Source organism: Actinomadura keratinilytica (genome assembly GCF_039539665.1).
In the GTDB taxonomy this organism is placed as follows: Bacteria; Actinomycetota; Actinomycetes; order Streptosporangiales; family Streptosporangiaceae; genus Spirillospora; species Spirillospora keratinilytica.
In genome coordinates, this window is the sequence record NZ_BAABDO010000040.1 from 14,565 (window position 1) to 27,267 (window position 12,703).

Annotated in this window: 11 protein-coding genes; 7 read left to right on the forward strand and 4 right to left on the reverse strand. The window is 74.0% G+C overall.

The features are described 5' to 3' along the window. Positions 1–88 precede the first annotated feature (88 nt). The 3 genes from ABD879_RS15245 to ABD879_RS15255 form a co-directional block, all read right to left on the reverse strand. Entirely contained in the window at positions 89–856 is a 768-nt protein-coding gene (locus ABD879_RS15245) for a FadR/GntR family transcriptional regulator (protein WP_345021912.1), read from the reverse strand. A gap of 2 nt (positions 857–858) precedes the next feature. Then, on the reverse strand, positions 859–2,106 hold the full coding sequence (locus ABD879_RS15250; RefSeq protein ID WP_345021914.1) for a CaiB/BaiF CoA transferase family protein: 1,248 nt from the start codon (positions 2,104–2,106) through the stop codon (positions 859–861). A gap of 72 nt (positions 2,107–2,178) precedes the next feature. Next, positions 2,179–3,819 (reverse strand): flavin-containing monooxygenase, encoded by a 1,641-nt coding sequence (locus tag ABD879_RS15255; protein ID WP_345021916.1) that lies wholly within the window; start codon positions 3,817–3,819, stop codon positions 2,179–2,181. Positions 3,820–4,069: 250 nt separating this feature from the next. On the opposite strand from ABD879_RS15255, the gene ABD879_RS15260 reads away from it, so the two are divergent. Further along, positions 4,070–5,077, forward strand: coding sequence for an LLM class flavin-dependent oxidoreductase (locus ABD879_RS15260; RefSeq protein ID WP_345021918.1), 1,008 nt, complete (start codon positions 4,070–4,072; stop codon positions 5,075–5,077). 63 nt (positions 5,078–5,140) lie between these two features. Here ABD879_RS15260 and ABD879_RS15265 read toward each other — a convergent pair whose 3' ends face one another. Further along, positions 5,141–5,617 carry a nuclear transport factor 2 family protein gene (locus ABD879_RS15265; RefSeq protein ID WP_345021919.1) on the reverse strand — a complete coding sequence of 159 codons (477 nt, stop codon included), beginning with the start codon at positions 5,615–5,617 and terminating at the stop codon, positions 5,141–5,143. 163 nt (positions 5,618–5,780) lie between these two features. Here ABD879_RS15265 and ABD879_RS15270 point away from each other — a divergent pair, with 163 nt between their 5' ends. The 6 genes from ABD879_RS15270 to ABD879_RS15295 all read left to right on the forward strand — a co-directional run bounded on the left by ABD879_RS15270 (position 5,781) and on the right by ABD879_RS15295 (position 12,685). Then, positions 5,781–7,238, forward strand: coding sequence for an aldehyde dehydrogenase (locus tag ABD879_RS15270; protein WP_378269150.1), 1,458 nt, complete (start codon positions 5,781–5,783; stop codon positions 7,236–7,238). Positions 7,239–7,328: 90 nt separating this feature from the next. Then, entirely contained in the window at positions 7,329–8,180 is an 852-nt protein-coding gene (locus tag ABD879_RS15275; RefSeq protein ID WP_345021921.1) for an SDR family oxidoreductase, read from the forward strand. 81 nt (positions 8,181–8,261) lie between these two features. Continuing rightward, positions 8,262–9,050, forward strand: a complete 789-nt coding sequence (locus tag ABD879_RS15280) for an SDR family NAD(P)-dependent oxidoreductase (protein ID WP_345021922.1) — start codon at positions 8,262–8,264, stop codon at positions 9,048–9,050. Between the two features lie 116 nt (positions 9,051–9,166). Beyond that, positions 9,167–10,456, forward strand: a complete 1,290-nt coding sequence (dctP, locus tag ABD879_RS15285; RefSeq protein WP_345021923.1) for a TRAP transporter substrate-binding protein DctP — start codon at positions 9,167–9,169, stop codon at positions 10,454–10,456. Between the two features lie 97 nt (positions 10,457–10,553). Then, complete coding sequence (locus ABD879_RS15290; protein ID WP_345021924.1) at positions 10,554–11,168, forward strand: TRAP transporter small permease; 615 nt, start codon at positions 10,554–10,556, stop codon at positions 11,166–11,168. After that, positions 11,165–12,685, forward strand: a complete 1,521-nt coding sequence (locus tag ABD879_RS15295) for a TRAP transporter large permease (RefSeq protein WP_345021925.1) — start codon at positions 11,165–11,167, stop codon at positions 12,683–12,685. Before ABD879_RS15290 ends, ABD879_RS15295 begins: the two co-directional genes overlap by 4 nt. Positions 12,686–12,703 lie beyond the last annotated feature (18 nt).

A 12,703-nucleotide genomic window follows, 5' to 3' on the forward strand; every position in this document is an offset into this window, starting at 1 on the left:
GCTCCGGGAGGTCCCGCGCGGCCCTCCCGGAGCACCCGGGGCGTTCCGGAGCCCCCGACGGGGCGCTGCCGAGGTGCCGCCGGGGGCGCTACTGGCCGTCGCTCCACACGATCGGGGCCGCCAGCACCTCGGGGAATTTGCGTTCGGCGTAGCGGATGTACTCCTCGATGTGCCGGGTCATCGCCTCGGCCGACGCGGCCGGGTCGCGCGCGGCGATCGCCTCGTAGATCCGCAGGTGCGCCCGGTGCACGGCGCGGCGCCGCACCTCCGGGTAGTCGATGCCGATGGCCGAGCCGTCCAGGATGCCCAGCAGCGCGTCCACCACCAGCCCGAACAGCTGGTTGCCCGAGCCGTGCGCGATGACGTCGTGGAAGCGCTTGTTCTGCTCCAGGAACACCGCCTGGTCGTCCAGGTGGTCGCCCATGACCTCGACGCTGGAGCGCAGGTCGGCCAGGTGCCCGGCGCTCATCCGCTCGGCGGCCAGCCGCGCCATCATCGGCTCCAGCCCGCCGCGCGCCTCGGCGACCGTGCGGAACGGCGCGTTGCCGAACTGCAGCAGCAGCGTCAGCGTGGTGGCCAGCGTGCCCGCGTCCGGCCGCTGCACCACCGGGCCGCCGCCCGGGCCCGGCTTCAGCGCGATCACGCCCTGCAGCTCCAGGAACCGCAGCGACTCGCGCAGCGTGCCGCGGCCGACGCTGTAGTGCTCCAGCATCTCCCGCTCGGGCGGCAGCCGGTCGCCGACGGTGTTGCCGCGCCGGTTGATGTCGGCGACGATGCGCTGCGCCAGCAGCTCGGCGGTCTTCTTCGGCCGCGGCGTGCCGCGGGCCGCCGGGCCGGGCGCCACCGGTGCGGTCATCGTCACGCCCCTCCCGGGGCGCTGATCACGCCCGCCGCGGCCAGCTCGGCCAGCTCCTGCGCCGACATCCCCAGCTCCCCGCCCAGCACCTCGCCGGTGTGCTCGCCGACGGCGGGCACGCCCCGGTACACCGGCCCCGGGTAGTCCTTGACGTGCAGCACCGGGCCGGGCATCGCGGCGGCCGGGCCGAGGACGGTGCCCGCCAGCTCCCTGAGCGTGCGCTCGGCGAAGTGCGGGTCGCGGGTGATGTCGCGGGCGTCGTTGACCGGCGCGGCCACCACCTCGTGCTCGTCCAGCACGGCCAGCACCTCCGCGCGCGGCCGCGACCGGACCCAGTCCGCCACGATCCGCTGCAGCTCCTCGTTGTTGGCCATGCGCGCGGCGTTGGTGGCGTACCGCTCGTCGGTGCGCAGGTCGGGCCGGCCCATCGCGTCGAACAGCCGCATCGCGATGCTCTGGTTGGACGCCGCGATCGACAGCCACGCCCCGTCGGCGGCCTGGTAGATGCCGCGCGGGGAGGCCGCGCCCGACGCGTTGCCGCAGCGCTGCATGATCTCCCCGGAGGCGGTGTAGCGCAGCACCGCGTCGCCGAGGATGAACATCAGCGGCTCGTACAGCGCCACGTCCACCTCGCCGCCGGTGCCGTCGCCGGCCTCCCGCCGGTACAGCGCCATGGCCGTGCCGAACGCCGCCGCGATGCCGGCGATCGAGTCGGCGAACCCGAACGGCGGCGCGGTCGGGGGGGAGTCCGGCCAGCCGTTGAGGAAGGCGTAGCCGCTGGCGGTCTCGGCGACGGTGCCGAACCCGGGGCGCTCCCGGTACGGGCCGGTCTGCCCGAAGCCGCTCACCCGCGTCAGCACCAGGCCGGGGTTGTCCTGCGACAGCTCCTTGTAGCCCAGGCCCCACGCCTCCATCCGGCCGGGGCGGAAGTTCTCGATGAGCACGTCGGCGTCGCGGGCCAGCCGCCGGACCAGGTCGCGCCCGGCGGGCCGGCGAAGGTCGATGCCCACCGACCGCTTGCCGGCGTTGAGCCGGGAGAACCCGATCGCCAGGCCGTTGTGCGCGGGCTGCCACTGGCGGGCGAAGTCGCCGCCGGCCGGGTCCTCGACCTTGACCACGTCCGCGCCGAAGTCGCGCAGCATCCGGCCGGCGGTCGGCGCCGCGTACATCGAGCCGAGCTCGATGACGCGCACGCCCGCGAGGGGGCCGTCGGCGGGGGGACTGTCGTCGCGCATGTCAGCAGGGCTCACGCGCCGGACCTCCTGGTGTGTGCACGTGCGGGGCCTTCCCGCTCGCGGTCGGTTCGTGGGACGGCTCGGGGGTCAGCTCAGGGCGAAGCCGTCGTAGTCGCGTGCGGCCACGTCGGCGCAGATCCGCCGGTACCGTCCGACCCCGCCGGCGTAGGGCATGAACACGCGCGGCTTGCCCGGCACGTTCGCGCCCAGGTACCAGGAGTTGCCGCGCGGGTACAGCGTCTGCGCGGCGACCTCGTTGACGTGCTCGACCCAGGCGTCCTCCTTCTCCAGGACGGCCTCGGAGCGGGTCAGCCCGTTCTTGCGCAGGTACTCCAGGTGGTCGGCGACCCACTCGACGTGCTGCTCGATCGACACCAGCACGTTGCTGAGCACCGAGGGGCTGCCGGGCCCGGCCATGAAGAACAGGTTGGGGAACCCGTGGGTGGCCAGCCCCAGGTAGGTGCGGGGGCCCGCCGACCACTTGTCGCGCAGCGACCGGCCGCCCCGGCCGCGGATGTCGATCTTCAGCACGGCGCCGGTCAGCGCGTCGAACCCGGTGGCGAACACCAGCACTTCCAGCCGGTGCAGCTGCGGGTGCGGGCCGCCGGTGCGCACGCCCTCGGGCTCGATGCGCTCGATGGGGGTCTCGCGCACGTCGACCAGGCGGACGTTGTCGCGGTTGAACGTCTCGTAGTAGCCGATCTCCAGGACCAGGCGCTTGCTGCCGAACGGGTAGCCGCGCGGGGTGAGCCGCTCGGCGACCCACGGGTCCCGGACGATCTCGCGGATCTTGGACCGGACGAACTCGGCGGCCAGCTCGTTGGCCTCCGGGTCGCGGGTGATGTCCCGGTAGGCGGCCTGGATGTCGGGGCCGCCGCGCCGCCAGTACTCCTCCAGCCGCGCCCGCAGCTCCTCGGGGTCGGCCTCGACCGCCAGGTCCTCGTGCAGCACGCGGTGCGTGCCGCCCGGGTGGTTGCGGGCCTGCTCGCGGTACTCCGCGAAGCGCGACTTGAGGTCGGCGACGTAGCCGGGGTCGAGCGGCCGGTTGACGGCCGGGACGATGTAGTGCGGGGTGCGCTGGAACACCGTCAGGTGCGCGGCCTGCCGGGCGATCTGCGGGATGACCTGCACGCCGGACGAGCCGGTGCCGATCACGCCGACCCGCTTGCCGGTGAAGTCGACGCCGTCGTGCGGCCAGTCGCCGGTGTGGTGGCTGTCGCCGGCGAAGTCGCCGACGCCCTCGATCTCCGGCGGCTTGGCGACCGACAGCTGGCCGGTGGCCATGATGACGTGGCGGGCGGTGACGCGGTCGCCGTGGTCGGTGACGGCCGTCCAGGCGCCGGCCTCCTCGTCGAACGTCAGCGCGGTGACCCGGGTGCGGAAGGTGATGTCGCGGCGCAGGTCGAACCGGTCGGCGACGTGGTTGATGTAGCGCAGGATCTCCGGCTGGGACGGGTAGCGCTCGGTCCAGTCCCACTCCTGGATCAGCTCGTCGGAGAAGGAGTAGCAGTAGTCGACGCTCTCGATGTCGCAGCGCGCCCCGGGGTAGCGGTTCCAGTACCAGACGCCGCCGACGTCGCCCGCCGCCTCCACGGCGTGCACCCGGTGGCCGAGCGCGCGCAGCCGGTACAGGGCGTACAGGCCGGCGAAGCCCGCGCCGACGACGAGGACGTCCAGTTCCCCGGGCGGCGGCCCGGGCCGTTCGTGCGATGCGGTGGGCGTGCTCACTGCCAGGCGCTCCCTACCCCTTAACTCTGATAATGAAATGAAGGTATTTGGTGGCCGGCCACCGCGTCAAGCGTCCGCCGGGGCGACGGCCCTCCTCGCGGGCCCGCCCAGGTCGCGCGGCGGGCCGGGGCGCTTGACCCGGGCCGAAATCCAGGCGCATGATAAACCTGTTTTTCCAGCCCTGACGTCCCCTGTCCGGCTGGTCCGTACGATGTCGCCCGGGGCGGCCCGGGCGTGTGGAGGTGCCGAGGTGCTGCGGTTCGGGCTCGCCGTCATGAACGACTTCCCCCCGGACGCGGTGCCCGCGCGGCGCGTCCCGCTGATCCGCGAGCAGGTGCGGGCGGCCCGCGACGCGGGGATCTCCTCGATCTGGGTGCTGCAGCACTACCTCGGCGGCATGCCGACCCTGCAGCCGCTGCCGCTGCTGGCCGCGCTCGCCGAGGACGCCGGCGGCATGCGCCTGGGCACGAACATGTTCATCCTGCCGCTGCGGCACCCCGTCGAGGTCGCCGAGGAGTTCGCCACCCTGGACCACCTGACCGGGGGACGCGCCGTCGCCGGCTTCGGCATGGGCTACCGGGAGAACGAGTTCGCCTCCTTCGGCATCCCGATGGAGCACCGGCTCGGCCGCTACGAGGAGGCCGTCGCGCTGATCCGGCGGCTGTGGAGCGGCGAGCGCGTCACCTTCCGCGGCGAGCACTTCCGCGTCGACGACCAGCGCATCAGCCTGCCGCCGGTCCAGCCGGGCGGGCCGCCGGTGTGGATCGGCGCGGGCCCGCACCGCACCGGGGCGCTGCGCGCCGCCCGGCTCGGGGACGCCTGGATCGTCCCGCCCCACGTCACCCCGGAGAAGCTGCGCACGCTCCTGGGGCACCACCGGGGGGAGCGCGAGCGGCTCGGCCTCGGGCCGTCGGAGCTGGTCGTCCGCCGGGAGCTGGTGCTCGACCGCGACCGCGAGCGCGCGCGGGCCGTCGGCATCGCGGCCCGCGGCGCCCTCACCCGCAAGTACGCCGAGTACAACGCGCCGCAGCAGGGCGAGGCGTACCGGCACCTGCGCGGCGACCGGGCGGCCGAGGAGGTCGCGGACGCCTCCTACCTGTTCACCGACCCGGCCGGGGCGGTCGCCGCGCTCAAGGCCCTGGAGGCCGACGGGTTCACCCACGTCATCCTGCGCGCCCAGTGGTACGACCTCCCCCAGGAGCAGGTGCTGCGGACCCTGGAGCTGTTCAAGGACGAAGTGCTCCCCGCGTTCGCCTGACCGCCGCGCCGCACGCGGCGAACGGGGCGCGCCCGGCCCGCCGGGCGCGCCCCGTTCGCCGGTTCACGGACGCGCCCACCCCTTCTCCAGGTCGGTGCTCACCTGCAGGTCGATGGTCTTGTCGGCGAACAGGGCGGTGCCGCCGTCGACCCGCAGCCGGTCCCGGTAGGTGCCCCAGCCGATCACCGACGAGACGTCGGCGCGCGCGGTGAACAGGAAGTACGAGGCGATCTCCACCTCGCCCGGCGCCACCCAGGTGGTCCGCGGGCCGACGATGAAATGCCGCTTGGGCGACGGGTCGGCCGCGATCCGGTCCCGGTAGAAGGCGGCGATGGCCGCGCGCCCGGTCATCGTCCGGCCCGGCCGCCCGGCCAGCCGGGTGTGCAGCGCGCCGTCCTCGGTGAACAGGGCCGCGACCGCCTCCGGGTCGGGGTCGTCGAGCGCCTCGGCGTAGCGGTGCAGATGGTTGCGCGCGGTCTCGCTCTCCTCCAGGCGGCGCACCCGCCGCAGCAGGTCGGCGATCTCGCTCCGGCTCGTCATGGTCGCTCCTCGGTCCGGCCGCGGGCGCGGATGTGCGCGATCCGCTCCGCGCCCGAATGATCATGGTCCGTGCAGGTCCGCGGGGTCGGGCCCTTGACCTTCCGTTGACCGACCCTTATGTTCATTATCACAGATTTGGCGATCGGGCGGGATCGGAGCGCAGATGGCGGCGGTGCGGAGCGGGCCACTGGGGCTGTTCGTCGGGGGGCGCCGGGTTCCGGCGCGGGACGGTCGCACGGTGCAGGTGCGCAACCCCGCCACCGGCGAGCGCCTGGGGGAGGCGGCCCTGGCCTCGCCCGCCGACATCGACGACGCGGTCGCCGCCGCGCGGCGGGCGTTCGACGCGGGCGTGTGGGCGGGCGCCGACCCGGCCCGGCGCGCCCGGGTGCTGCGCACCGCCGCCGACCTGCTGGAGCGGCGCGCCCCCGAGCTGGCCGCCGGCATCACCGCCGAGCTGGGCTGCCCGATCTGGTTCAGCGAGCGCGCGCACGTGCCCAACCCGATCCGGCACCTGCGCTACTACGCCGACCTGGCCGAGACCTTCCCCTACGACGAGCGGCGCACCGACGGCGCCAACGCCAGCATCGTCACCCAGGAGCCGGTCGGGGTGGTCGCCGCGATCACCCCGTGGAACGGTCCGCTCAGCGCCCCGGCGCTCAAGGTCGCCCCGGCGCTGGCGGCCGGCTGCTCGGTGGTGCTCAAGCCGCCGCCCGAGACGCCGCTGACCGTGCACGCCCTGGCCGACGCGCTGGCCGAGGCGGGGCTGCCGGAGGGAGTGCTCGGCATCGTGCCCGGCGACCGGGCCGCCGGGGAGCACCTGGTCGCCCATCCCGGGATCGACAAGATCGCGTTCACCGGCAGCAGCGCCGCCGGCAAGAAGATCATGGCGGTGGCGGCCGACCGGATCGCCCGCGTCACCCTGGAGCTGGGCGGCAAGTCCGCCGCGATCATCTGCGACGACGCCGACCCGGACGCCGTCGTCCCGGCCCTGCTGCCGATGGCGCTGCTGGTCAACGGCCAGGCGTGCATCGCCCAGACCCGCGTGCTGGTGCCGCGCCGCCGCCGGGACGAGATCGTCGCGGCGCTGGCCGAGGCGCTGCGCGCGCAGCGCCTCGGCGACCCCGCCGACCCGTCCACCACCGTCGGGCCGCTGATCAGCGAGGTGCAGCGGGACCGCGTCGCCGGGTACATCGCGACCGGCCGGGCCGAGGGCGCCCGCGTCGTCGTCGGCGGCGAGCGCGCCGAGCTGCCCGGCGCGCTGGCCCGCGGCTGGTTCGTCCCGCCCACCCTGCTGGACGGCGTCGACAACGGCATGCGCGTCGCCCAGGAGGAGATCTTCGGGCCGGTCCTGGCGGTGATCGAGTACGCCGGCGACGACGAGGCGGTGGCGATCGCCAACGACTCGCGCTACGGGCTGTCCGGCTCGGTGTGGACACCGGACGAGGACCGCGCGCTGGCGATCGCCCGGCGCATCCGCACCGGCATGGTCAGTGTCAACGGGCGCCCCCAGGCGTTCGGCACCCCGTTCGGCGGCTACAAGGAGTCGGGCCTGGGCCGGGAGATGGGCCCCGAGGGCTTCCGGTCGTACCTGGAGACCAAGTCCATCGCCGTCGCCCCCTGACCGGGCCCGAAGCGCCCGCTTCCCCGCACACCCCTGTGCGACCTCCGCGCGTGACACCCCCGCGCGCGGCAGACCGACCGAGGAGGGTCAATGTCCGGACGGCTGGCCGGGAAGGTCGCGGTCATCACCGGCGGCGCGAGCGGGATCGGCGAGGGCACCGCCCGCCTGTTCCACGCCGAGGGCGCCCGCGTCGTCATCGCCGACGTGCAGGAGGGGCCCGGCGAGGCGCTGGCCGCCGCCCTGGGGGAGGGCGCGGTGTTCGTGCGCACCGACGTCTCCCGCGAGGACGACGTGGCCGCCCTGGTCGACACCGCCGTCGAACGGTTCGGCCGCCTGGACGTGATGTTCAACAACGCCGGGGTGATGGGCGCCCTCGGCCCGATCGACCGCACCCGCATGGCGGACGCCGACCTGACCATCGCCGTCAACCTGCGCGGCGCGCTGTGCGGGATGAAGCACGCCGCGCGGGTGATGAAGCCGCGGCGCAGCGGGGTGATCCTGTCCACCTCCAGCCCCGCCGGGGTGCTCGGCGGCGTCGGCCCGCACGTCTACAGCGCGGTCAAGGCCGGGATCATCGGGCTGTCCAACTCGGTCGCCGCCGAACTGCGCCGGTTCGGTGTGCGCTGCAACGTGATCGTGCCCGGCGCGGTCGTGTCGGCCATGACCGCCGGACTGGTGGCCGGAGGCGCCGACGACCTGGACGGGGCCGAGCGCGCGCTGGGGCGGACGGCGTACATGGACCGGCCGCTGCGCCCCGCCGACGTCGCCGCCGGGGCGCTCTACCTGGCCAGCGACGAGGCGTCCCACGTCACCGGGATCGTGCTGCCGGTCGACGCGGGTATGACCGGTGCCGGAGGCCATTCCCCCTTCGCCGGCGGCCGCTACGAGGAGCCGACCGCGCTGTTCGAGGCCGGCCGCCGCGTGCCCGCCGCCGGCGACTGACCGCCGCCGCGGCGGGCGGGGGACACCGGTCGGTCGCCGGGTGCGGCGCGCACACCTTCCAACAGCAGAACGGAGACCGACATGCTCACGGACAAGCGTGTGCTCGTGACCGGCGCGGGCGCCGGCATGGGACGGGAGATCGCCGTGGAGGCCGCCCGGCAGGGCGCCGCGTTCGTGGCCGTGGCCGACATCGACCTCGCCGCCGCCGAGGAGACCGCCGCCGCCGTCGGCGAGGCCGGCGCGCGGGGCCTGCCGATCCGGGTGGACCTGGCGGACGCGGCGCAGGTCGCGGACATGGTGCGGGCGGCCGCCGCGGCGGCGGGCGGCCTGGACACCCTGGTCAACAACGCCGGGGTGATGGACGGCGCGGTCGCCCCCGGCGCCACGTTCGAGACGCTGCCCGAGGACGCCTGGGACAGGGTGTACGCGGTCAACGTCAAGGCGGTGTGGGCGGCGACCAAGGCGGCGGCCCCGCACCTTCGGGCGTCGGGGCGCGGCCCGTCGGTGGTGAACGCCGCGTCCGTCGCGGGGATGACGGGCTACCCGGCCGCGGCCTACACCTCCAGCAAGGGCGCGGTCATCCAGCTCACCCGGGCCGCCGCGATCGCGCTGGCGCCCGAGGTGCGCTGCAACGCCTACTGCCCGGGGGCGATCGAGACGCCGATGAGCCGCGCGCACCTGGCGGCCGCGCCGGACCGGGAGGCCAGGCTGCGGGAGATGACGGGCGCGCACCTGATCCCCCGGTTCGGCCGGCCGGCGGAGGTGGCCAAGGTGGTCTGCTTCCTGGCCTCCGACGACGCCTCGTTCGTCACCGGCGGGGTCTTCCCGGTGGACGGCGGCACCACCGCCTGGCGCGGGCTGCGCACCTAGCGTGCACGTTCCCCACCTGGCCATATTTCCTTCGATTCATGCGCATAGAACTCTTGACCTGGACGTAATACAGGCGAATCATATTCATCATCTTTTCCCGAGCGACGGAGTGGAACATGGTCGCTAACAGCGGTGGCCGGGGCGTGCGCGCAGCCGCCCTCGCCGTGGGCGCGTGCAGCGTCCTCGCACTGTCGGCCTGCGCCGACACCCAGGGCAGCGGGGCCGGCGGCGGGGGAGGCAAGGGCGTCCCCGCAGGTGCCACCATCGAGCAGTACAAGGCGGCCTTCGCCGACGTCGAGCCGATCAAGCTGACCACCCAGTCCCCGTCCCCCAAGGGCTCGGTCACCGGCAAGAACGTCGAGGACTACCTCAAGGCCGTCACCGAGTGGTCGGGCGGGAAGATCACCTTCGAGGTGACCTACTCCAACGGCGTCGCCCCGCCCGCCGAGGTGGACGACGCCCTGGTGGACGGCCGGCTGGACATCGGCCAGGTGCTGCCGATCTACGAGCCGTCGGAGTACCCGGCCAACGCGGCGCTGATCCAGGCGAGCTTCGTGTCGAACCAGACGCCGGTCGCCGGGACGATGCAGTCCAACGCCTGGCCCAACGAGGTGGCCTTCAAGACGCCCGAGATCACCAAGGAGTTCGAGAAGAAGGGCATCAAGCTGATGGTGCCCTACTACGACTCGGGCGCCAACGTGATGTTCTGCCGCAAGCCCCGCCGCGACCTGGCCGCGCTCAAGGGCGTGCAGACCGCCTCCGGCGGCCAGGCGCAGAACACCGAGCTGACCGCGCTGGGCGCCGCGCCCGCGTCGGTGCCCTACACCGAGCAGTTCGAGAGCCTGCAGCGCGGCGTGGTCGACTGCACCGTCTCCAGCTTCACCGTCGGCGTGCTCGGCGGGTTCGTCAAGGTCGCGCCGAACGTGACCATCGACCCCGCCGCCGGGTTCGCCCTGGCCCCCGGCGGCATGGCGATCAACCGGCGGACCTGGGACGGGCTGCCGCTGGTCGCCCGCCAGCTGCTGTGGGACCGCCTGGACGTGTTCCTGGCCGCCAACATCGAGGGCAAGATCTGGCCGAACATCGCGCAGGCCGTCTCCGAGGCCAAGGCGGCGGGCGGCTCGGTCGGCCCGTTCGCCGAGGACGCCCGCAAGGCCATGACCGCGGCCAACACCCGCATGCTGAACGAGCTGCGGACCGAGGCCAAGGTGGAGGACCCCGGCGCGTTCGTGGCGAACATCCAGTCGGCCGCCGACCGGTGGCTGAAGGAGGCGCAGGCCGCCGGGCCGCAGGAGGACGTCGCGCACGCCGATTTCGATAAGTGGTACAAGCCCGGCAAAGTGGACGTGGACCGCTATATCGACAAGGTCTACCAGCAGGTCTTCCTGCCGCACCGCCCGTCCTGACCGCCCTTCCGACCGCCCGTCCCGACCGCCCGTCCCGACCGTCCGCCGCGCCCCGCCGCGGCGGACCGACCCACCCCACCTTCGCCATGGAGCCGCCATGAGCGCACCATCCCACCCCGCCGCCGGCGGCCGGCCCGACCGCGCACCGCACGCCGGGGCCCGCAGGTTCCGGCCGGACGTGGCCGTGATCGAGGTGGCGGCCGTGGCCGTGACCTTCGTGATGATGCTGCACATCACGGCCAACGCCCTGCTGCGGTCGTTCGCCGACCGGCCGGTGCCCAACACGCTGGAGATCGTGCAGTACTGGTACCTGCCGATCGTCGCCTTCCTCGGCTTCGTCGCCGCCCAGCACCGGGGCCAGCACGTCGCGGCCGACCTGCTGTTCGAGCGGCTGCCCCGGGCGGGGCGGCGCCCGGTGCTGGCGGTGGTGCTGGCCGCCTGCTGCGCGCTGGCCGCCGGCTTCGCCTGGTTCGGCTGGCAGGAGGCCCTGCACGCCTACGAGATCAGGAAGACGGCGGGGGTGAGCGACGTCCCCGCCTGGCCGACCTACTTTTTGGTCCCGCTCGCCTTCGCCGGGCTGACCGCGCAGTTCGCCGCGGCCGCCGTGCGGGCCGCGCTGCGCCCGGTCACCGGCCCCGCCACCGCCGACCCCGACGAGGCGGCCGTCCTGCAGGAGCTGTCGGCCGCCGAGGACAAGGAGGCCCGGTCATGACCGAACCGGCCGCGCGCACCGCCGGCGCCCCGGCCGGCGCCGAGGATCCCGGCGGCGGGGACCGGGAAGGCCCCTCGGACATGCGGTCCTGGATCGTCCTCGGCCTGACCGCGGCGGCCGTGGCGGGCACGACGGCCGCGCTGTTCCTGCCGCTGGTGCCCGAGGCGATCGGCGCGCTGGCCTGCGTGCTGATGCTGGTGCTGATCTTCCTGCGGATGCCGGTGGCGATCGCCATGACGATCCCGGCGCTGCTCGGCGTGCACGCGCTGCGCGGGTGGCCGCTGGTGGAGAGCACCCTGACGACGCTGCCCTACCAGCAGGTGGCGAACTGGACGCTGAGCGTCGTGCCCATGTTCATCCTCATGGGCCTGCTGCTGTGGCGGGCCGGGCTCACCGAGAGCCTGTACTCGGTCGGCCGGATGTGGCTGGGCTGGCTGCCGGGCGGGCTGGCCGTCGGCACCAACCTGGCGGGCGCGGGCCTGGCGTCGGTGAGCGGCTCCTCGGTCGGGACCACCTACGCGCTGGCCCGCATCGGCATCCCCGAGATGCTCAAGGCCGGGTACGACAAGCGGCTGGCGATCGGGGCGGTCGTGGTCGCGGGGCTGCCGGGCCAGCTCATCCCGCCGAGCATCATGCTGGTCATCTACGCCGGGATCGCCGAGGTGCCCATCGGGCCGCAGCTGCTGGCGGGCATCGGCCCCGGGCTGCTGGTCGCGGCCCTGTTCACCGTCATGATCGTGCTGTTCGCGCGGCGCTGGGCGGGAGCCGAGGCGGCGGCCGGAGCGGTCTCCGGCGCGGCCGAAGGACCCGCGGTGACCTGGCGGGACAGGCTGGTCGGGCTGGCGCGCGTCTGGCCCGTCCCGCTGCTGATCGTGCTGATCGTGGTGGGCATGTTCTCCGGCGTGTTCACCGCCACCGAGGCGGGGGCCGTCGCCGCGCTGGTGTCGCTGCTGGTCACGCTGGTGTGGCGGCGCGGCTCGGGCGCCTGGCGGGCGGTGGCCGACGCCGCGACCGGCACCGTGGCCGGCGTCGGCGCGATCTTCTTCATGCTGATCGGCGTCGAGGCGCTGTCGCGGATGCTCACCCTGACCGGGATCAGCAGCGGGTTCGCCGGGCTGGTGGAGGAACTGAACCTCAACCGGGTGGGCTTCCTGCTGCTGATGACGGTGGTCTACGTCGTGCTCGGCACCTTCATGGAGCCGCTGCCGATGATGGTGCTGACCATCCCCATCCTCATGCCGACGCTCAAGGCGCTGGACATCTCCCTGCTCTGGTACGGGGTGTTCGCGGTGTTCATGGGGGAGCTGGCCGTGGTGACGCCGCCGGTCGGCATCCTGGCCTTCATCATCTACAGCATCACCAAGGACCCGCAGGTCAACCAGGGCCGGAGCATCAGCATGAACGACGTGTTCCGGGCGGTGTGGTGGTTCATGCCGATGGCGATCATCGTCACGCTGGTGCTGATCTTCTTCCCGCAGATCGCGACGTTCATCCCCGACCTGGCGTCGGGAGAGTGACGAGTCCCCGCCCCCGCG

Excerpts from the sequence above, each read along its gene's own strand:
- ABD879_RS15280 (WP_345021922.1), top strand. The coding sequence starts at position 8,262 with ATGCTCACGGACAAGCGTGTGCTCGTGACCGGCGCGGGCGCCGGCATG.
- ABD879_RS15295 (WP_345021925.1), top strand. The coding sequence starts at position 11,165 with ATGACCGAACCGGCCGCGCGCACCGCCGGCGCCCCGGCCGGCGCCGAG.
- ABD879_RS15245 (WP_345021912.1), bottom strand. The coding sequence starts at position 856 with ATGACCGCACCGGTGGCGCCCGGCCCGGCGGCCCGCGGCACGCCGCGG.
- ABD879_RS15270 (WP_378269150.1), top strand. The coding sequence starts at position 5,781 with ATGGCGGCGGTGCGGAGCGGGCCACTGGGGCTGTTCGTCGGGGGGCGC.
- ABD879_RS15265 (WP_345021919.1), bottom strand. The coding sequence starts at position 5,617 with ATGACGAGCCGGAGCGAGATCGCCGACCTGCTGCGGCGGGTGCGCCGC.
- ABD879_RS15275 (WP_345021921.1), top strand. The coding sequence starts at position 7,329 with ATGTCCGGACGGCTGGCCGGGAAGGTCGCGGTCATCACCGGCGGCGCG.
- dctP (WP_345021923.1), top strand. The coding sequence starts at position 9,167 with ATGGTCGCTAACAGCGGTGGCCGGGGCGTGCGCGCAGCCGCCCTCGCC.
- ABD879_RS15290 (WP_345021924.1), top strand. The coding sequence starts at position 10,554 with ATGAGCGCACCATCCCACCCCGCCGCCGGCGGCCGGCCCGACCGCGCA.